Annotated in this window: 18 protein-coding genes; 12 read left to right on the top strand and 6 right to left on the bottom strand. The window is 58.7% G+C overall.

What is annotated here, in order from left to right:
• Positions 1-15: 15 nt before the first annotated feature.
• The 4 genes from CGS49_RS13010 to proC form a co-directional block, all read right to left on the bottom strand.
• Positions 16-462 carry a methylglyoxal synthase gene (locus tag CGS49_RS13010; protein ID WP_097802211.1) on the bottom strand — a complete coding sequence of 149 codons (447 nt, stop codon included), beginning with the start codon at positions 460-462 and terminating at the stop codon, positions 16-18.
• 406 nt (positions 463-868) lie between these two features.
• A complete protein-coding gene (locus CGS49_RS13005; protein WP_097802210.1) occupies positions 869-2,131 on the bottom strand; it encodes a glutamate-5-semialdehyde dehydrogenase in 1,263 nt (420 codons plus the stop codon).
• Positions 2,132-2,134: 3 nt separating this feature from the next.
• Positions 2,135-2,911, bottom strand: coding sequence for a glutamate 5-kinase (gene proB / locus CGS49_RS13000; protein WP_097802209.1), 777 nt, complete (start codon positions 2,909-2,911; stop codon positions 2,135-2,137).
• A 7-nt stretch (positions 2,912-2,918) separates the two neighbouring features.
• Positions 2,919-3,725, bottom strand: a complete 807-nt coding sequence (gene proC / locus CGS49_RS12995; RefSeq protein ID WP_097802208.1) for a pyrroline-5-carboxylate reductase — start codon at positions 3,723-3,725, stop codon at positions 2,919-2,921.
• A 145-nt stretch (positions 3,726-3,870) separates the two neighbouring features.
• On the opposite strand from proC, the gene CGS49_RS14245 reads away from it, so the two are divergent.
• The 3 genes from CGS49_RS14245 to CGS49_RS12985 all read left to right on the top strand — a co-directional run bounded on the left by CGS49_RS14245 (position 3,871) and on the right by CGS49_RS12985 (position 6,291).
• Positions 3,871-4,047 (top strand): hypothetical protein, encoded by a 177-nt coding sequence (locus CGS49_RS14245; protein WP_179859083.1) that lies wholly within the window; start codon positions 3,871-3,873, stop codon positions 4,045-4,047.
• A 73-nt stretch (positions 4,048-4,120) separates the two neighbouring features.
• Entirely contained in the window at positions 4,121-4,702 is a 582-nt protein-coding gene (locus tag CGS49_RS12990; protein WP_097802277.1) for a TetR-like C-terminal domain-containing protein, read from the top strand.
• A gap of 155 nt (positions 4,703-4,857) precedes the next feature.
• Positions 4,858-6,291 (top strand): radical SAM/SPASM domain-containing protein, encoded by a 1,434-nt coding sequence (locus tag CGS49_RS12985; RefSeq protein WP_097802207.1) that lies wholly within the window; start codon positions 4,858-4,860, stop codon positions 6,289-6,291.
• Between the two features lie 130 nt (positions 6,292-6,421).
• Here the strand turns inward: CGS49_RS12985 and CGS49_RS12980 are convergent, their stop codons facing one another.
• Together CGS49_RS12980 and CGS49_RS12975 are read right to left on the bottom strand one after the other, a co-directional pair.
• Positions 6,422-7,681, bottom strand: a complete 1,260-nt coding sequence (locus tag CGS49_RS12980; RefSeq protein WP_179859082.1) for an AI-2E family transporter — start codon at positions 7,679-7,681, stop codon at positions 6,422-6,424.
• A gap of 48 nt (positions 7,682-7,729) precedes the next feature.
• Positions 7,730-9,076, bottom strand: a complete 1,347-nt coding sequence (locus CGS49_RS12975) for a butyryl-CoA:acetate CoA-transferase (RefSeq protein WP_097802205.1) — start codon at positions 9,074-9,076, stop codon at positions 7,730-7,732.
• 509 nt (positions 9,077-9,585) lie between these two features.
• On the opposite strand from CGS49_RS12975, the gene coaD reads away from it, so the two are divergent.
• The 9 genes from coaD (at position 9,586) to CGS49_RS12930 (ending at position 19,377) form a co-directional block, all read left to right on the top strand.
• Positions 9,586-10,092: a pantetheine-phosphate adenylyltransferase gene (coaD, locus tag CGS49_RS12970; protein ID WP_097802204.1), complete on the top strand. Its 507-nt coding sequence runs from the start codon at positions 9,586-9,588 to the stop codon at positions 10,090-10,092.
• Between the two features lie 77 nt (positions 10,093-10,169).
• Positions 10,170-11,387: an acetyl-CoA C-acetyltransferase gene (locus CGS49_RS12965; RefSeq protein ID WP_097802203.1), complete on the top strand. Its 1,218-nt coding sequence runs from the start codon at positions 10,170-10,172 to the stop codon at positions 11,385-11,387.
• A gap of 122 nt (positions 11,388-11,509) precedes the next feature.
• A complete protein-coding gene (locus CGS49_RS12960; RefSeq protein ID WP_097774828.1) occupies positions 11,510-12,295 on the top strand; it encodes an enoyl-CoA hydratase-related protein in 786 nt (261 codons plus the stop codon).
• Between the two features lie 42 nt (positions 12,296-12,337).
• Positions 12,338-13,210: a 3-hydroxyacyl-CoA dehydrogenase family protein gene (locus tag CGS49_RS12955; protein WP_005940172.1), complete on the top strand. Its 873-nt coding sequence runs from the start codon at positions 12,338-12,340 to the stop codon at positions 13,208-13,210.
• A 105-nt stretch (positions 13,211-13,315) separates the two neighbouring features.
• Complete coding sequence (locus CGS49_RS12950; RefSeq protein ID WP_005940174.1) at positions 13,316-14,491, top strand: acyl-CoA dehydrogenase family protein; 1,176 nt, start codon at positions 13,316-13,318, stop codon at positions 14,489-14,491.
• 17 nt (positions 14,492-14,508) lie between these two features.
• A complete protein-coding gene (gene acrB, locus CGS49_RS12945) occupies positions 14,509-15,303 on the top strand; it encodes an acryloyl-CoA reductase electron transfer subunit gamma (RefSeq protein ID WP_097802202.1) in 795 nt (264 codons plus the stop codon).
• Between the two features lie 21 nt (positions 15,304-15,324).
• Positions 15,325-16,419 carry an acryloyl-CoA reductase electron transfer subunit beta gene (acrA, locus tag CGS49_RS12940; protein ID WP_097802201.1) on the top strand — a complete coding sequence of 365 codons (1,095 nt, stop codon included), beginning with the start codon at positions 15,325-15,327 and terminating at the stop codon, positions 16,417-16,419.
• Between the two features lie 205 nt (positions 16,420-16,624).
• A complete protein-coding gene (locus tag CGS49_RS12935; RefSeq protein ID WP_097802200.1) occupies positions 16,625-18,577 on the top strand; it encodes an aconitate hydratase in 1,953 nt (650 codons plus the stop codon).
• Positions 18,578-18,756: 179 nt separating this feature from the next.
• Positions 18,757-19,377 (top strand): IMPACT family protein, encoded by a 621-nt coding sequence (locus CGS49_RS12930; protein WP_097802199.1) that lies wholly within the window; start codon positions 18,757-18,759, stop codon positions 19,375-19,377.
• Positions 19,378-19,459 lie beyond the last annotated feature (82 nt).

Raw genomic sequence — 19,459 nt, 5'->3', positions numbered from 1 at the left:
CTCTATACACAAAACTCAGGCCGTTACGCGGCGGGGCATGGCTGCGGGCATCGGCTCCACGAGAGCCGGATGCATCCCTTCGCGGTAATCCAGGTCGCCCTGATCCATGCCGCGCAGCAGGACCTCGGCAGTTGCAATGTTGGTGGCGATGGGCACGCTGTGCATATCGCACAGGCGGAGCAGGTTCTGCTCGGTGATGCTGGCGGCATCTGCCTTCAGCGGGTCGCGGAAGAACAGCACCAGGTCCACTTCGTCGCAGGCAACGCGGGAGGTGATCTGCTGTACGCCGCCCAGTTTGCCGGAGAGATAGCAGTGCACGGGCAGGCCGGTCGCCTGTGCCAGCATCCGTCCGGTGGTGCCGGTGGCAATGACGGTATTTCTGGACAAAATGGCGCTGTAAGCAGTGCAGAACTGCAGCGCAAGCTCTTTGCGGGAATCGTGTGCAAGAATGGCGATGGTCATAATGCTCTCTCCTTTGTTCTCAGTATAGTGTTGTGAGCGGCGGACGGTTTTATACGATTGAATGAAAAGCAGGTGAAATCGTTATCAAATTTTCCGATATAGTTTTACCGCACCGATATAGGGCTTGTCAAGAGGTTTTTTGGCATTTTTACCGTGTAAAACCGGGAAAGTAATACTTTAACTTTGTGATAAATGCAGAATTGTTGGATACAATCCTCCATGCAACAGAGCAAGATTTTATAAAAAAGTGAAAACATGATCCAAAAATTGTTTTTCGGATGAATACAACTTGCACGCGAAAAACAAAAAAGCAGACCGAAGCGGGCTGCATCGGTCTGCAGGAGAAAAAACTTTTCAAAAAATTGTATCAAGAAAGGAACAAATGGACAAATGACGCACGCGCCGGTCAGCGAATCTGTCCGTTGCCGTGGATGACGTACTTGTAGCTGCACAGTTCTTCCAGCCCCATGGGGCCCCGGGCGTGCAGCTTCTGGGTGGAGATGCCCATTTCGCAGCCCAGGCCGAACTCGCCGCCATCGGTGAAACGGGTGGAGCAGTTGACATAGACGGCGGCGCTGTCCACAGCTGTCGTGAACAGATCGGCGTGGGCAGGCGTCCGGGTCAGGATGGCTTCGCTGTGACCGGTGGAGTGCTCGGCGATGTGGCCGATGGCATCTTCTACACTGTCCACCACCTTGATGGCCAGGATGTAATCCAGAAACTCGGTGTCGAAGTCCTTCGGCCCGGCCGGGGTGCCCGGGATGAGGGCCGCAGCGCGCGCATCCAGCCGCAGTTCCACCGGGTGCAGGCCCCGGGCCGCGCGGTCCGGGCCGAGACGCTGCGCGAGACGCGGCAAAAACTCCGCCGCGATGGCAGAATGCACCAGACACACTTCCTCGGCGTTGCACACACTGGGGCGGCTGGCCTTGGCGTTCTCGATGATGTCCAGCGCCTTGTTCAGATCGGCAGTGTCGTCCACGTACACATGGCAGATGCCGGTGCCGGTCTGGATGCAGGGGACTTTGGCGTTCTCCACACAGGCGCGGATGAGCCCGGCACCGCCGCGGGGGATCAGCAGGTCCACATAGCCCACAGCGGTCATCAAGGCGTTGGCCGAAGCGTGGGTGGTGTCCTCGATCAGGCACACCGCTGTTTCGGGCAGACCGGCCTTGCGCAGGCCCTGTCGCAGAGCGGTGACGATGGCGTGGGCACTGCGCCAGGCTTCCTTGCCGCAGCGCAGGATGCAGGCGTTGCCGCTCTTGATGGCGAGGGCTGCGGCGTCGCTGGTCACGTTGGGACGGCTCTCGTAGATGATGGCGATGACGCCCATGGGCACGGCGGTCTTTTCGATGACCAGGCCGTTGGGCCGCTCCACCCGGCGCAGCACCTTGCCCACCGGGTCGGGCAGGGCAGCCACTTCCCGGATGCCCTGGGCCATGGCCTCGATGCGCTGTTTGGTCAGGGCCAGCCGATCCAGCATCACATCGCTGATGTGTCCTTTGGCGGCAGCCATATCCTCGGCGTTGGCGGCGAGGATAGCGGCCTGATTCTGTGCCTCGCACAAAGCGTCTGCCATGCCCAGCAGGGCGGTGTTGCGTGCGGCGTTGGAAGCAAGTGCCAGCGCACCTTTGGCGCTGCGGGCGGCTTCCAAAATTTGCTGTGTTGTCATAGGTCAGACCTCCTTATGGCCTGCAAAACGGGTGCCTGCGGGCTTGCCTGCAGCGATGTCGTACAAAAGCTCCGGGTGTGCGCCGTTGGCGATGACCATGTCTGCGCCGCTGCCGGTCACCATGCGGGCGGCACGCAGTTTGGTGGCCATGCCGCCGGTGCCGAGGGCCGAACCGGCCCCATCGGCCAGCGCCATCACCTCAGGGGTGATCTCCTCCACCAGTGGGATGAGCTTTGCATCCGGGTGGGTGTGAGGATTGGCCGTGTACAGGCCGTCGATGTCGCTCAGCAGCACCAAAAGGTCTGCCTTGGCGCAGCAGGCCACGATGGCGGCCAGCGTGTCGTTGTCGCCGATGGAGGTGATCTCGTCGGTGGCAACGGTGTCGTTCTCATTGATGATGGGCAGGGCACCCAGCTCCAGCAGGCGGGACAGGGTGTTCTGGAAGTTCACGCGCCGCTCGGTGTGCTCCACGTCCACGCCGGTGAGCAAGATCTGCGCCACAGTGTGGTTGTAGGCGTTGAACAGCCGGTCGTAGGTGTACATCAGCTCACACTGACCCACAGCGGCACAGGCCTGCTTGGTGGTGGTGTCCTTGGGGCGGGCAGGCAGCGACAGCTTGCCCACGCCCATGCCGATGGCACCGGAGGATACCAGAATGACCTCGTGGCCCTCGTTTTTCAGGTCGCTGAGCACTTTGACCAGCTGTTCGGTGTGGCGGATGTTCAGCCGCCCGGTGGCGTATGCCAGGGTAGAAGTGCCTACTTTCACAACGATGCGCATGTTTCCGTTAACCCTTTCCCATTTCCTTCGTTTTATTGTACGACGCGATCACTGCGTCCATCACGGCACCCCGCAGGCCGTGCTCCTCCAGCACGCGGACGCCCTGAATGGTGCTGCCGCCGGGGCTGCACACGGCGTCCTTGAGCTCGCCGGGGTGTTTGCCGCTTTCCAGCACCAGCTTTGCGCTGCCCAGCACCATCTGGGCGGCATATTCCTGTGCTTTGGCACGGGGCAGGCCGCAGGCCACGCCGCCGTCGGCCAGTGCCTCAATGAACTGATACACCCATGCCGGGCCGCAGCCGGAAACGCAGCTGGCCGCGTCGATGAGGCTTTCCGGCACAGCGTCCAGACGGCCTGCCGGGGCCATGATCTTCAAAAATTCCTGTTCTTCCTCGGCGGTGACGTTGGCGGAGCAATACTGGATCATGCCTTCGCCCACCGAAGCCGGAGTGTTGGGCATGATGCGGATGACCGGGAAATCTTCACCGGCCATCTCCTGGATGCGGGCGATGGAAAGGCCTGCCGCCATGCTGCACAGCACGAAGCGCTCCGGGCGCTCGTCCAGCGTGAACTTGAGCGGCTGGAGCAGCGCTTCCATCATCTGGGGCTTTACGGCCAGAAAAATCAGATCGCACCCCCCGGCCACTTCGGCGTTGGTGGCTGTTTTGCAGCCCAGCTCCTTGGCAAGGGCCTGCGCCTTGGCCGCGGTACGGTTTGCCAGAAAGACCTTCTTCGGGTCAACGGCCTTGCACACGGCGCGGGCGATGGCACCGCCCATGTTGCCGCAGCCCAGAAAACCAATGGTATCCATCATAAATCATACCCTCCCTTATGGCAGGCATTTCACGTCTGCTTGCTCCCATTCTAAGCGCATGGAGGGGTAAAATCAAGGGCCTTTGCTGCATTTTTGCTCAGGCTCGTGGAATTGACGATTCCGGGGCCGGAAGGAAAGGCTTTATTTGGCTGAAGTGCCCTTTGCGGCGGCGGAAAACAGCATGGCAGCCATACCGATGCCGTATGGCACACTTCACGGAGGAACCCGACGTTTTGCGATGCAGGGTGGAAAATCTTACAAAGAATTCAAAAAACAGCCCAAAAGGACACTTGAAATACTGTGCACTTTTGCGGTAAAATAAGATATGGACAATCTTCTCACGGGATTCAACCGCACACGGCAGGGAGACACTCTGCCGGGAAAGGATGGTTTTTGTGTCACAGACAACCAAACGGGCACTGGAGGCATCGCTGAAAAAGCTGCTGCTGGAAAAGCCCCTGAACAAGATCACGATCAATGATATCACCGAGGACTGCGGCGTGAACCGCATGACCTTCTACTACCATTTCAAGGATATCTACGACCTGGTGGACTGGATTCTCGTGGAGGATGCCGCGAAGGCGCTGGAAGGCCGCCAGAGCTTTGAGACCTGGACGGAAGCTTTTCTGGACATTTTGCACCAGATCCAGGAGAACAAGGTGCTGGTGCTGAACGTATACCGCTCAGTGGGGCGGGAGCAGGTGGAACAGTACCTTTATAAAATGTTGGACCCGATGCTGAAGGACTTTGCCGACCGCGAGTGCCGCGATATCACCGTGCAGGACGATGACAAGCAGTTCGTGGTGGATTTCTACAAATACGCGCTGGTGGGCGTGGTGCTGGAATGGGTGCGCCGGGACATGAAGACCGACCCGGCGGTGATCGTGGAACGTATGGGGCGGATGCTGCAGGGCGATATGCGCCGGGCGCTGTGCCGTCTGGCCAGCAACAAAATACACATGGTGCAGGAGAACTGAACGAAGGCCTGCGCGGCAAAATTTTATCATAATCTGCGCCGTGATGGGTTTTCCATCACGGTGCTTTTTCTGTTTATGGCAGGTTTGCCTTAAAAATGGTATGATGTCAGCAATAAAAAAGGATTTCCGAACATATCGCTTGGAGGAAAAGGATAATGAATACTTCGATTGAGAATCTGACACATAAAATGCAGCGCGCCGCCGTCGGCAAGATGGTGGACGTGGTGCTTTCTCATGCCGATAAAGATCGTCAGAAGACCATGGGCCAGCTGGTGGACGTGGCAAAGCAGTTCTACGGCGGGGCCTTCAGCGATGAGACCTACGAGCACGCAAAGCAGACCCTGACCGACCCGGACAGCAAGTGGTCCAAACTGATCAACTGCGTGCTGGACCAGACCGACCCCAACGTGGCCCGCACCATGGCGCTGAACCTGGGCTACGAGGCCTTCTTCCGCGGCACCAAGATGATCCGCGAGAACCGCATCAAGTACCAGTGCAACATCCCCTGGCTGATCCTGTTCGACCCCACCAGCGCCTGCAACATGCACTGCGTGGGCTGCTGGGCCGGTGAGTACGGCCATAAGAACAACCTCAGCTTTGATGATATGGACAAGATCATCACCCAGGGCAAGGAGCTGGGCGTGTATCTGTACATGCTGACCGGCGGCGAGCCGCTGGTGCGCAAGGCCGATATCCTCAAGCTGGCCGAGAAGCACAACGATGTGCAGTTTGCCATCTACACCAACTCCACCCTCATCGACGAGCCCTTCTGCAAAGAGGTGGTGCGTCTGGGCAACATCGCCTTTATGCTGTCCATCGAGGGCACCCCGGAGACCAACGACGCCCGCCGCGGCGACGGCCACTATGCCGCTGTCATGCACGCCATGGACCTGCTCAAGGAGCACGGCATCGTGTTCGGCACCTCCATCTGCTACACCCGCGACAACATCGAGGCCGTCACCAACGACGAGTTCATGCGTTTCCTGTGCGAGAAGGGGGCTCACTTTGGCTTCTACTTCCACTACATGCCGGTGGGCAACGATGCGGCGCCGGAGCTGATGCCCACCCCGGAGCAGCGCCAGTACATGATCAAGCGCATCCGCTACCTGCGTTCCTCTGAGTGTGATATCCCGTTCTACCCCATGGACTTCCAGAACGACGGCGAGTTCGTGGGCGGCTGCATTGCCGGCGGCCGCAACTACTTCCACATCAACTCGGCCGGTGACGCAGAGCCCTGCGTGTTCATCCACTACTCCAATGCCAACATCCACGACCAGAGCATTCTGGAGATCCTGCACAGCCCGCTGTTCATGGCTTACCACAACGGCCAGCCCTTCAACAAGAACCACCTGCGTCCCTGCCCGATGCTGGAGAACCCCGAGCTGCTGCAGAAGATGGTGCACGAGACCGGTGCCCACAGCACCGACCTGCAGTCCCCCGAGACGGTGGAGCACCTGTGCGAGAAGTGCAAGAGCTACGCCGCCAACTGGCAGCCCACCGCCGACGAGATCTGGTCCCACACCAAGATCCGTGAGAGCCGCTACGAGAACTATAAGGACTGGAAGCCCTCGCAGCCCATTGAAAAGTAATCAGCAAGGCATCATATAGACAAGGCAAAGGCCCCGCGCTCGAAAGAGTGCGGGGCCTTTGTACGCCGCGAATGCGATACACAATAGAAAAGCCCCGCGCCTTTTTGGGCACGGGGCAGGGAAGATACGGTTACGGTTTCTCAGCGGGCGGTTCCGGGGCAGCGGGTGCTGCGGCCGGAACATCGTCGTCCGGGTCGCCAAACTTGTCATGATAGGTGCTGAGCAGGTCCAGCTCATCGTTGCGGCGCAGGCCGTGGATGACCAGCTTTTTGATCACATCGTAGATGACGGCGAACAGCGGCACGCCCACGATCATGCCCACAAAGCCCCACAGGCCGCCGAACAGCAGGATGGCGAACAGTACCCAGAAGCTGGAAAGGCCGGTGGTGTTGCCCAGGATTTTGGGGCCGATGATGTTGCCGTCCAATTGCTGCAAAACCAGCACGAACAGCACGAACCACAGCGCTTTGATGGGGTCCTGGATGAGGATGAGCAATGTGGCCGGGATGGCACCGATGAACGGGCCGAAGAAGGGGATGACGTTGGTCACACCAATGATGACCGACACCAGCAGTGCACTGGGGAACTTGAAGATCGAGCAGCCAATGTAGCACAGCACGCCGATGATGGCGGAATCCATGATCTTACCGTTGATAAAGCCGCCGAACATCCGGTCAGCGTACTTCACTTCCTCGGTGATCAGCTGCGCCCAGCGGGGGCGGACGATGCTGTGCAGCACCAGCTTGCCCTGCTGCACGAACCGCTTGCGGCTGGCCAGCATATACACCGCCACGATGATGCCGATGATCAGGTTCTTGGCCACCGTCACTACGTTCAGCACACCAATGGCTGCGCCGCTCACAATGTTCTGCATGGAGGGCAGCAGGGTGTTCTTGATCCATGTGTCCAGATTGGTGGTCATGGTATTGTAGGCGGAGTTCAGCAGGCTCATGATGGTTTCGTTGTTTTCAATAAACTCCACATGGTTTGCCCACTGCACGAACTTTGCAAAGTTGCGCTGCGCAGTGTAGTACAGGGAGGTCACGCTGGTAATGAGCTGCGGCACGATCATCATGACCAGCGCGTAGATCAGCAGCAGACCAAACAGGATGGTGAGTGCTACGGACAGAACGTTGATGAGCCCTTTCATCTTTTCCGGGATGAACCGGCGCAGAAAGCCTTCAATGGTGTTGCACACCGGCTTGAGCAGGTATGCGATGACGGCACCGTAGATGAAGGGCATCAGGATGCTTGTCAGCGTCGAGATAGCGTCGCCGAAGCCGTCAAAGCGGTAGATCAGGAAGAAAAAGATGATGCTCAGGGAGATCGCTCCGAACCCGGCCAGCATCGCGTACAGATAGGGTTTGATGTGCGGTTTTTTGTCCATCATGACAAACTCCATTCCTGCCGCGGGAAGCAGGAATCCCCGCGACACTGATTAAACTTTGTTGCTCCTGCGCCAGATATGCATCTTTTCGGCTTCCTTGATCAGGTCCTCACGGAAGTCGGGATGTGCCACATTGATGAGGGCTTCGGCCTTTTCCCAGGTGGTCAGGCCCTTCAGGTTCACGCAGCCGTACTCGGTGCACAGATAGTGGATGTTGGCACGGGTGTCGGTGACGACGCTGCCATTCTCCAGGGTGGGACGGATGCGGCTCTCCAGCTGGCCGGTCTTCTTATTAAAGAAGGTAGAAGACAGGCAGATGAAGCTCTTGCCGCCCTTGGAAAGGTAGGCACCCAGCACGAAGTCCAGCTGGCCGCCTGCACCGGAGATCTGCTTGATGCCGGCAGTCTCGGCGTTCACCTGGCCGAACAGGTCGATGTCCACGGCATTGTTGATGGAGATGAAGTTGTCCAGTGCGGAGATGCTGCGGATATCGTTGGTGTAGTCCACGGGGGCGGACATGCACTCCGGGTTATCGTTCAGATAGTCGTACATCTTCTGGGTGCCGGCACCGAAGGCGTAGACCTGGCGGCCCTTGTCCAGCTGCTTGCGGGCACCGGTGATCTTGCCGGCTTTGGCGATGTCCACGAAGGCGTCCACGTACATCTCGGTGTGCACGCCCAGGTCTTTCAGGTCGCTCTGGGCGATCAGGCTGCCGATGGCGTTGGGCATACCGCCGATGCCCAGCTGCAGGCAGGCACCGTTGGGGATCTGCGGAACGATCAGGTTTGCCACCTTCAGATCGACCTCAGTGGCAGCACCGGGTGCGGCCATCTGGCCGATGGGCGGGTTGTCGCCCTCCACGATGCCGGTGACCTGGGAGATGTGGATGCAGTTCTCCATGCCGCCGAGGCAGCGGGGCATGTTCTTGTTGACTTCCACGATAATCTTCTTGGCCTTCTCGCACACGGCACCCAGGTGCGAGGCGCTGGGGCCGAAGTTGAAGTAGCCGTGCTCGTCCATGGGGGTCACCTGGAACACTGCCACATCCAGCGGATCCGGGCTCTCGCGGTAGTAGCGAGGCAGCTCAGAGTAGCGGATGGGGCTGTAGAAGGAGAAGCCCTGTGCAATGGCCTTGCGCTCAATGCCGCCCATGTGCCAGCTGTTCCAGGTCATGTGGGCAGCGGGGTCGTCGATCTGGAAGATCGCGGGCACCCACATCAGGATGCCGCCGCGGAAGTTGACGTTCTCCAGCTCCGGCAGGCGCTTTGCAAGCTCGGCGTCCACGGCAACGGGGGTATTCACAGCCCAGCCGTAGTCCACCCAGTCACCGCTTTTGACCAGAGCGGCAGCCTGCGCGGCGGTCATCTTCTTCTGAGCATACAGTTCCGTAAAATCCATTATAAACCATCCTCTCCTATAATAACATAAAGGAATTGTAAATTTATCATTTACCCTTCCTGTTCGGACAAATCTTTGCAGGATGTTTACCATCTGTTGGCATTTCCAACACAAGGCTGACACAGCCGGATGCTATCCTGAACACAGCCGGGGAAGGCCGGGGACCAGCAGCAGACCTGCGTAACTTAGTTATAACATTAACAATGTGCAGAATCAATAGTTTATCGTGAAAATTTTGGCCGACTGGCAATATGGACAAAATTTGTAGCTTTTTTGGACAATTGTTTGGTACGACTAAAACAAAAATCTTTGCAAAAAGACTTGATAAAATTTTGACGATGTGGTTTACTTATAGCGTAGCAAGCAGCTGCCAGGCAGTGCGGCGTCGATTGTTTAAAAATTAACGATAAGACGCGCTCCAAAACGGCAAGGCTTGCACCCAGAACTGGAAAGTGCTATCATGGCAGAACCAAAATGCGCTTTTCACAGCGCTCAAGGAGGAAACGCCGATGGCAACAGCAGTCTACCCGGGTTCGTTCGACCCGGTCACCAAAGGGCACCTTGATATCATCAAGCGTGCCGCGAAGATCAACGATCACCTGATCGTTGCGGTGCTCATCAACAGTGCAAAACACCCCCTGTTCACCGTAGAGGAGCGGGTGGCCATGCTGCAGGAGTGCTGCAAGGGCATCTCGAACGTCAGCGTGGAGAGCTTTGACGGCCTGACCGTGGAGTTCGCCAAAAAGAAACACGCTTCCGTGATGGTGCGGGGCCTGCGGGCGGTCACTGACTTCGAAAATGAGATCCAGCTGGCGCAGACCAACCACGCACTGATGCCCGGCATCGAGACCATGTTCCTGGCCACCAGCATCAAGTGGAGCTACCTCTCCTCCACCATTGTAAAAGAGGCAGCGTACTACGGCAGCGACATCAGCAAGTTCGTGACGCCCAACGTGGAAAAGGCCGTCAACGAAAAGTATGCGCTGATCCGGCAGGGGAAAGACCCCGAAATCTAATTTGCAGAAACGCCCACAGGCGTTTTGATAAAATGGCTTACGAAAAGTAACAATACACAATTCAGGAGGCTATTCACATGAAAAAGATCGTTATCGCATCTGCATGCCGTACCGCTATTGGCAAGTTCGGCGGCACCCTGGCAAACGTTCCCGCAGCTGAGCTGGGCTCCATCGTCATCAAGGAAGCTCTGAACCGCGCAAACGTCAAACCTGAGCAGGTTGATCATGTTTACATGGGCTGCGTTATCCAGGCTGGTCTGGGCCAGAACGTTGCTCGTCAGGCTTCCCTGAAGGCTGGCCTGCCCATCGAGACCCCGGCTGTCACCGTCAACGTGGTGTGCGGTTCCGGTCTGAACTGCGTGAACATGGCTGCCCAGATGATCGAGGCCGGCGATGCCGACATCGTGGTCGCAGGCGGCATGGAGAACATGGATATGGCTCCCTTCGCAATGATGAAGGGCCGCTACGGCTACCGCATGGGTTCTCCCATGGGCAAGAGCGAGCTGGTCGATACCATGGTCAACGACGCTCTGTGGGATGCATGCGGCTTCAACAAGCACATGGGCATGACCGCTGAGAACGTCTGCACCAACGAGACCTACCAGAAGAAGTACGGCTACAGCCCCATCACCCGTGAGCAGCTGGACGAGTTCTCCTACAACAGCCAGGTCAAGGCTGACAAGGCCATCAAGGACGGCGCTTTCAAGGAAGAGATCGTTCCTGTTGTGATCAAGGGCAAGAAGGGCGACACCGTGTTTGATACCGATGAAGGCCCCCGTCTGACCCCGGTCGAGAAGCTGGGCACCCTGAAGCCCGCTTTCACCAAGGACGGCATTGTGACCGCCGGCAACTCTTCCGCCATCAATGACGGCGCTGCTGCTCTGGTCATCATGAGCGAGGAGAAGGCAAAGGAGCTGGGCGTGAAGCCTCTGGCTACCTGGGTCGCCGGTGCTCTGGCAGGCGTTGAGCCCGAAGTCATGGGCCTGGGCCCCATCGCCGCTACCAAGAAGGTCATGGCAAAGACCGGCCTGACTGTTGCTGACATGGATCTGATCGAGGCCAACGAGGCATTTGCTGCTCAGTCTGTGGCTGTCAGCCAGGCTCTGAACTTTGATATGAGCAAGGTGAACGTCAACGGCGGCGCAATTGCTCTGGGCCACCCGGTCGGCGCTTCCGGCGCTCGTATCCTGGTCACCCTGCTGTATGCTATGAAGCATCGCGGTGCACACAAGGGCCTGGCTACCCTGTGCATCGGCGGCGGCATGGGCTGCGCTACCATCGTTGAGATGGACTAAGTTCCACCTCTTGGAATCCTGACTGAATGACAGACCCGGACGGGGAAGGGAACCGGAGAGCCTTTCCTCCGTCCGGGGGCTGTTTGTGATAATTGATAAGATTTGAATAGGAGGTTTTCACAATGGCATTTGTAAAAACCGAGGTGCAGGGTGCAGTTGAGATCATTACCATCGACCGCCCCAAGGCACTGAATGCCCTGAATCCCGAAGTTCTGGCAGACCTGAAGGCAGCTTTTGAGGCTGTGGATCAGGAGACTGTCCGCTGCATCGTTCTGACCGGCGAAGGCGATAAGAGCTTCGTGGCAGGTGCAGATATCGGTTCCATGAGCACCATGACCAAGGCAGAGGGTGAGGCCTTCGGCAAGCTGGGCAATGATGTGTTCCTGATGATCGAGAGCTTCCCCATCCCCGTTATTGCAGCCGTGAACGGCTTTGCACTGGGCGGCGGCAACGAGCTGGCTATGAGCTGCGACATCCGCATCTGCTCTGACAACGCTGTGTTCGGCCAGCCGGAAGTGGGTCTGGGCATCACCCCGGGCTTCGGCGGCACCCAGCGTCTGGCACGTCTGGTCGGCATGGGTATGGCAAAGCAGCTGGTCTACTCTGCACTGAACATCAAGGCGGACGAGGCTCTGCGTATTGGTCTGGTGAACGCTGTGTATCCTCAGGCTGAACTGATGGAGAACGTGCTGAAGCTGGCCGGCAAGATCGCAAAGAATGCACCCATCGCTGTACGCAACTGCAAGAAGGCAATCAACGGCGGCATCAGCCTGCCCATCGAGAAGGCTGTTGAGGTCGAGGAAAAGCTGTTCGGCAGCTGCTTCGAGACCCACGACCAGAAGGAAGGCATGGCCTGCTTCCTGAGCCGTGAGAAGCCGAAGCCCAAGGCAGTGTTCACCAACAACTAATCCATTACTACATAATTTTTGATATTAAAGGAGAGGTTTCCTATGAAGATCGGTGTTATCGGCGCTGGCACCATGGGCCAGGGCATCGCAAAGGCATTTGCACAGGTTGAGGGCAACACCGTTGCTCTGTGCGACATCAAGCAGGAGTGGGCCGAGAATGGTCTGGCAAAGATCAAGAAGGGCTACGAGAAGCTGGTTGCCAAGGGAAAGATGACGCAGGAAAAGGCAGACGCTATCGTTGCTGCCATCACCCCGGGCCTGAAGGAAGACCTGTGCGCTGACTGCGATCTGGTCGTTGAGGCTGCTTTTGAGGATATGAAGGTCAAGCAGACCACCTTCGGCGAGCTGGATAAGATCTGCAAGCCCGAGTGCATCTTCGCTTCCAACACTTCTTCTCTGTCCATCACCGAGATCGGCAAGGGCGTTAGCCGTCCGCTGGTCGGCATGCACTTCTTTAACCCCGCAGACCGCATGAAGCTGATCGAGGTCATCGCAGGCTGCAACACTCCCGCTGAGACCGTTGAGAAGATCAAGGAGATCTCTGTTGCCATCGGCAAGCAGCCGGTTCAGGTCAATGAGGCTGCAGGCTTCGTTGTCAACCGCATCCTGATCCCCATGATCAACGAAGCAGCCTTCATCAAGATGGAAGGCGTTTCCGATATCGCCGGCATTGACACTGCCATGAAGCTGGGTGCCAACCACCCCATGGGTCCCCTGGAGCTGGGCGACTTCATCGGCCTGGATATCTGCCTGGCCATCATGGATGTGCTGTACAAGGAGACCGGCGACAGCAAGTACCGTGCCTGCCCGCTGATCCGTAAGATGGTCCGTGGCGGCAACCTGGGCTGCAAGAGCGGCAAGGGCTTCTACGTTTACAACGCAGACCGCACCAAGACCCCTGTTGACCAGCTGTAAATTCTGATAAACGTTTCTCCCGACCGTGAAAAAAGCGGCCGGGAGGAATTTGTTTGCACCGGGCAATTCCGGTAAATGAAAAAGACCCGTTAGGAGGATATAGCGATGGATTTTACTCTGTCCAAGCAGCAGCAGATGGTACAGAAAATGTACCGCGAGTTTGCTGAGAACGAAGTCAAGCCCCTGGCAAAGAAGGTTGATGCGGAAGAGTACTTCCCCAAAGAGACCGTCGAAAAGATGGGCAAGCTCGGCATGATGGGCATTTATTTCCCGACTGAGGTCGGCGGTGCAGGCGGCGATGTGCTGTCCTACGTCATGGCAGTGGAAGAGCTGAGCAAGGTCTGCGGCACCACCGGTGTCATCGTCTCTGCTCACACCAGCCTGTGTGCTGCTCCTATTTATGAAAATGGTACTCCCGAGCAGAAGGCAAAGTATCTGCCGAAGCTGTGCAGCGGTGAGTGGCTGGGTGCTTTCGGCCTGACTGAGCCGGGTGCCGGCACCGATGCACAGGGTCAGCAGACCTTTGCAAAGCAGGACCCCGAGACCGGTGATTGGATCCTGAACGGTTCCAAGATCTTCATCACCAACGCCGGCTACGCAAACGTCTTTATCGTTATTGCTGTCACCGATATCGTGCCCGACAAGAAGGGCCGTCCCACCAAGCAGTGCTCCGCCTTTATCGTGGAGCGCACCGACCCGGGTTTCTCCGTCGGTAAGGCTGAGGACAAGATGGGCATCCGCGGTTCTTCCACCTGCGAGCTGATCTTTGAGGACTGCCGCATCCCTGCTGACCGTATGCTGGGTGTGCGTGGCCGCGGCTTCCAGCTGGCTATGGCTACTCTGGACGGTGGCCGTATCGGTATCGCATCTCAGGCTCTGGGCATTGCCGAGGGCGCTCTGGAAGAGACCGTTGCTTACGTCAAGGAGCGCAAGCAGTTCGGCCGCAGCATTTCCGCATTCCAGAACACCCAGTTCGAGCTGGCTGAGATGAAGGCACGCGTTGAGGCTGCAAAGTATCTGGTCTACGCTGCTGCTCTGAAGAAGCAGGAAGCAATGGATGGCAAGAAGGTCCGCTACAGCGTCGAGGCTGCTCAGGCCAAGCTGATCGCAGCCCGCACCGCCAGCGACGTGACCCGCCGCTGCCTGCAGCTGTTCGGCGGTTACGGCTACACCCGTGATTACCCCATCGAGCGCATGATGCGTGATGCCAAGATCACTGAGATCTACGAGGGCACCAGCGAAGTGCAGATGATGGTCATTTCCGGCGCGCTGCTGAAGTAAGGGAGGCAAGAGTTACAATGAAAGCAATTGTTTGTGTAAAGCAGGTTCCTGATACCTCCGGCAAGGTCGCCGTTAAGGCAGATGGCACTCTGGATCGTGCATCCATGGCCACCATCACCAACCCCGATGACCTGAACGCTCTGGAGGCTGCTCTGAAGCTGAAGGACGCTACCGGCTGCGAAGTCGTTGTCGTCACCATGGGCCCCCCGCCGGCAGAGGGCATGCTGCGTGAGCTGCTGGCCCGCGGCGCGGATAAGGCTGTTCTGGTCTCCGGCCGTGAGTTCGGCGGTTCCGATACCTTTGCAACCAGCCAGATCCTGGCTGCTGCCGTCAATAAGATCGGCGTCGGCCCCGAGGACGTTGTGTTCTGCGGCCGTCAGGCAATCGATGGCGATACCGCACAGGTCGGCCCCCAGATCGCTGAGAAGCTGCATCTGCCGCAGGTCACCTACGTTGCCGACATCCAGAAGGACGGCAACACCCTGACTGTGAAGCGTATGCTGGAAGACGGCTACATGATGGTCAAGGTGCAGACTCCCTGCCTGCTGACCTGCATCAAGGAGCTGAACCAGCCCCGTTACATGAGCGTGAACGGCATCTTCACCTGCTACGACAAGCCGATGGAAGTGTTCGATTACAACGCACTGAAGGACGATCCGCTGATCGAGGTCGATACCATTGGTCTGAAGGGTTCTCCGACGAATGTCTTCAAGTCCTTCACTCCTCCGCAGAAGGGCGCAGGCACCATGCTGAAGGGCGACGATGTCGCTGCCCAGCTGGCTGGTATCCTGGCCAAGAAGCACCTGATCTGATGAAAGGAGCATAGGATTACAATGGCTGATTTTAACGAATACAAGGGCGTTTGGGTCTTCTGCGAGCAGCGCCAGGGCGCACTGATGCCCACCGATTTTGAGCTGGTGAGCGAGGCCCGCAAGCTGGCTGACGAGCTGGGCTGCGAGGTCACCGGCCTGCTGCTGGGCGACAATGTGGAAGGCATTGCCAAGGAGCTGGGCGGCTATGGCGCTGATAAGGTCATGGTCTGCGACAGCCCTCTGCTGAAGGATTACACCACCGATGCATACGCCAAGGTCGTGTGCGACATGGTCAACGAGTACAAGCCCGAAGTCCTGCTGATCGGTGCGACCAACATCGGCCGTGATCTGGGCCCCCGCTGCGCAGCTCGTCTGCACACCGGCCTGACCGCTGATGCTACCCATCTGGACATCGACACTGCAAAGTACATTGATTTCCTGAAGGAGAGCTCCACCATCGACCTGTCCAAGCAGAAGTTCGATATGGAAGACCGCAACCTGAAGATGACCCGTCCCGCTTTCGGCGGCCACCTGATGGCTACCATCATCTGCCCCCGCTTCCGTCCCCAGATGTCCACCGTGCGTCCCGGCGTTATGAAGAAGGCTCCCTTCGATCAGGCCAAGGCCGATGCCTGCCAGATCGTGAAGCCCGCCTTCGCCCTGACTGCTGACGACATCAAGACCGAAGTGCTGAGCGTGGAGAAGGCCGCTGAGAAGCTGGTCGATCTGATCGGCGCAGACGTGATCGTCTCCGTGGGCCGCGGCATCAGCAAGGATGTCAACAAGGGCATCGAGCTGGCTGAGCAGCTGGCTGCCGCTCTGGGCGGCGGCGTCGTAGGTGCATCCCGTGCCGTCACCGATGCAGGCTGGATGAGCGCTGACCATCAGGTTGGTCAGACCGGCAAGACCGTGCATCCCAAGATCTACGTGGCTCTGGGTATTTCCGGTGCTATCCAGCACACCGCTGGTATGCAGGATTCCGAGTGCATCATTGCCGTGAACAAGAATGAGAGCGCACCCATCTTCGGTGTGGCCGATTACGGCATCGTGGGCGACCTGTTCAAGGTCGTGCCCGAGCTCATCAAGCAGATCGAGGCAGCCAAGGCTGCTCAGTGATCGCCTGACGCGGCGTCTTTTCAATAGCATAGCCTGAATTGTGGGAGGGCGGTTCTTCGGAGCCGCTCTCCTTTTTTGTGTGCGGCAAACCCGAACCGGGGCTTGCATTCGGCAGAAAGCGGCGGTAGGATAAAGGGGCAAAGAATGCTCAAAGGAGGGGAACGGATTGGAACAGTAGAAACAGCGGCCGAAGCAGGGCCGCTCGCTGACCCGGAAGATCATCGAAGCGCATTATGTGAAGGGCAGTCTGACGCCCGGGGAAGAAGTTTTTCTCCGGGTAGACCAGACCCTGACCCACGATATCAACGCGGTGATGACCTATCTGGCCTTTGAGGCCATCGGTCTGCCCCGAGTGCGCACGGAATGCAGTGTGAGCTACCTGGACCACAACCTGCTCTACATCGACCATAAAACGCCGGACGACCACATCTATCTGCAGTCGGCTGCGCGGAAGTACGGCGTGTGGGTCTCGCGGCCGGGCAACGGCATCTGCCATGCAGTGCATGCGGCCCGCTTTGGCGTGCCGGGCAAGATCTGCATGGGTGGCGACAGCCACACGCCCCACGGCGGAGCCATCGGAATGCTCTGCATCGGTGTGGGCGGCATGGACGTAGCCACAGCCATGACCGGTGTGCCCATGCGGCTGAAGATGCCAAAGGTGGTCAACGTCCGGCTCACCGGCAGCCTGCGGCCCGGCGTCAATGCGAAGGAAGTCATTCTAGAACTGCTGCGCCGGGTGAGCATCAAGGGCGGCCTGGGCAAGGTGTATGAGTATACCGGCCCCGGCGTGGAAACGCTGGAGGTGCCGCAGCGCGCCACCATCGCCAACATGGGTGCCGAGATGGGCGCGACCAGCTCCATTTTTCCGGCAGACGCACAGGTGAAAAAGTTTTTGACCGCACAGCACCGGGCCGATGCCTACACGGAACTGCTGCCGGACCCGGATGTGGTGTACGATGAAGTGATCGAGCTGGATCTGTCTGCGCTGGAACCGCTGGCGGCCTGCCCGCATCAGCCGGACAACGTGAAGCCGCTGCGGCTGGTGGAAAAGCAGCCGGTGCAGCAGGTGTTCATTGGCAGCTGCACCAACACCAGCTATGCGGATGTGGCAAGGGCGGCGCTGGTGTTCCGGGGACATCACGTCAACGAGAATGTCAGCTGTACCTGCGGCATCGCGTCCCGCCAGACCTACCGGGAATTGATGCGGGACGGCTACATTGATATGCTGCTGGCGGCCGGGGTGCGGATGCTGGAGATCGCCTGCGGACCATGCTGTGCCATCGGGCAGACACCGGCCACTAACGGCATCGCGGTGCGCACCTCGAACCGCAACTTCAAAGGCCGCGCGGGCAACCCCAACGCGAAAATTTATCTGGTCAGCCCGGAAAGCGCGGCGGCCACGGCCATCTGCGGAACCTTTGCCTCGGCCGAGGATGTGATGGGCCCGGATGTGGCACAGCTTGCAGCGATCCATGAGCCGGAACAGTATCTGGTGGATGACTCCATGCTTTTGCCGCCGCTGCCGTCGGAAGAAGCCGCCCGGGTGGAACTCGTGCGCGGGCCGAACATTCAGCCGCTGCCCGTGCCGGAAGCGCCGGCAGACCATCTGGAAGCGCCGGTCAGCCTGAAAGCCGGGGACAATGTTTCTACCGACGACATCACCCCGGCCAGTGCCGAATTTTCCAGCATGCGGTCCAACATCCCGCTGATGAGCCGTTACTGCTACCATCGCTACGACCCGGGCTTTGCCGAACGGGCCAAAGCGATGGGCAGAAGCATCATCGCGGGCGGCGAGAACTATGGGCAGGGCTCATCCCGCGAACATGCAGCCATCAACCCGATGTACTTGGGTGTGAAGTGCGTCCTTGCCAAAAGCATCGCCCGCATCCACAAGGGAAACCTGGTGAACCATGGCATCGTGCCGATGCTGTTTGCCGACCCGGCCGATTATGACCGCATCGGGCAGGAAGATGTACTGGAGATCGAGCACTTCCGGGCGCAGATCGCCGCCCGCCGGGTGACGGTGCGGGACAAGACCCGGGGCTTTGCGTTTGAAGCGGTGCTGGACCTGACCGACAGCGAGGTGCAGGTGGTGCTGTGCGGCGGGCAGCTGCGCTATCTGAAGCAGCAGCTTGCAAAGGAAACAACGGAAAACTGACCGGCTCCAAAACGCTTCTGCGCCGGACGCCGAGAAAATCATACGCTGCAATAAGCAATGAGAAGAAACAGCCGGAAAGGGAAGCTGGGAAAGCATAGCCCCCTTCCGGCTGTTATTTGCCTTGCACAAATGGTGATTTATGTTATACTTATTCTGAATAAGATGCAGGAGGAACCACTGTGGAGGATTACCGCACCATCCGGGGCACGGCCACCGGAGAATATGAGGAGAAAAAGAGCCGCTTCATCGCGTCGCTCTCGTTTGCCGACAGCGAGGAAGCTGCCGTTGCGTTCCTGGAGCAGGTGCGCGCGGCCAACCGCACGGCGCGGCACAACGTGTATGCCTACCGCCTGCGGGAGGGCAACCGGGAGCGCTATTCCGATGACGGCGAACCGGCCAAGACGGCAGGCACCCCGGCGCTGGAGGTGCTGCAGCACAGCGGCCTGACCGACCTGATCGTGGTGGTGACCCGCTACTTTGGCGGGGTGCTGCTGGGCACCGGCGGCCTTGTGCGCGCCTACACCACGGCCACGGCCCGGGCACTGGAAAATGCCGAGGTGGTCACGGTGCGCAGCGTGGTGGAGCTGCAGGTCACGGTGGATTATTCGCTGTACGAGCGTGCTTCGCTGCTGATCGACGCAGCGGGCGCAAAGCAGGCGGCCCCGCAGTTCACCGACCGGGTGACCCTGTGCTGGCAGATGCCGGAGCACACCGAGGGCCCGCTGCTGGAACAGCTGCGGGAGCTGACCCGGGGCAGCGCACAGGTGACGGTGTCGGACCCGTTCTATGCGCCGTTCTGAGCGGCAAACTGAAAAAGCAAGCATTTTTTTGTGAAACGACAGACTGTTTCCCCCTTCGACAGACCGGATGTGCTACAATTGC

The organism is Faecalibacterium langellae, from assembly GCF_002549775.1.
Classification (GTDB): domain Bacteria; phylum Bacillota; class Clostridia; order Oscillospirales; family Ruminococcaceae; genus Faecalibacterium; species Faecalibacterium langellae.
Note: the sequence above shows the minus strand (reverse complement) of the source record. Positions and strands in the feature narration are given on the sequence as shown.

Coding starts and splice junctions, on each gene's coding strand:
- proB (WP_097802209.1), bottom strand. CDS start 2,911: ATGCGCATCGTTGTGAAAGTAGGCACTTCTACCCTGGCATACGCCACC.
- CGS49_RS12985 (WP_097802207.1), top strand. CDS start 4,858: ATGAATACTTCGATTGAGAATCTGACACATAAAATGCAGCGCGCCGCC.
- CGS49_RS12960 (WP_097774828.1), top strand. CDS start 11,510: ATGGCATTTGTAAAAACCGAGGTGCAGGGTGCAGTTGAGATCATTACC.
- CGS49_RS12965 (WP_097802203.1), top strand. CDS start 10,170: ATGAAAAAGATCGTTATCGCATCTGCATGCCGTACCGCTATTGGCAAG.
- CGS49_RS13010 (WP_097802211.1), bottom strand. CDS start 462: ATGACCATCGCCATTCTTGCACACGATTCCCGCAAAGAGCTTGCGCTG.
- CGS49_RS13005 (WP_097802210.1), bottom strand. CDS start 2,131: ATGACAACACAGCAAATTTTGGAAGCCGCCCGCAGCGCCAAAGGTGCG.
- acrB (WP_097802202.1), top strand. CDS start 14,509: ATGAAAGCAATTGTTTGTGTAAAGCAGGTTCCTGATACCTCCGGCAAG.
- CGS49_RS12980 (WP_179859082.1), bottom strand. CDS start 7,681: ATGATGGACAAAAAACCGCACATCAAACCCTATCTGTACGCGATGCTG.
- CGS49_RS12955 (WP_005940172.1), top strand. CDS start 12,338: ATGAAGATCGGTGTTATCGGCGCTGGCACCATGGGCCAGGGCATCGCA.
- CGS49_RS12950 (WP_005940174.1), top strand. CDS start 13,316: ATGGATTTTACTCTGTCCAAGCAGCAGCAGATGGTACAGAAAATGTAC.
- CGS49_RS12975 (WP_097802205.1), bottom strand. CDS start 9,076: ATGGATTTTACGGAACTGTATGCTCAGAAGAAGATGACCGCCGCGCAG.
- coaD (WP_097802204.1), top strand. CDS start 9,586: ATGGCAACAGCAGTCTACCCGGGTTCGTTCGACCCGGTCACCAAAGGG.
- proC (WP_097802208.1), bottom strand. CDS start 3,725: ATGATGGATACCATTGGTTTTCTGGGCTGCGGCAACATGGGCGGTGCC.
- acrA (WP_097802201.1), top strand. CDS start 15,325: ATGGCTGATTTTAACGAATACAAGGGCGTTTGGGTCTTCTGCGAGCAG.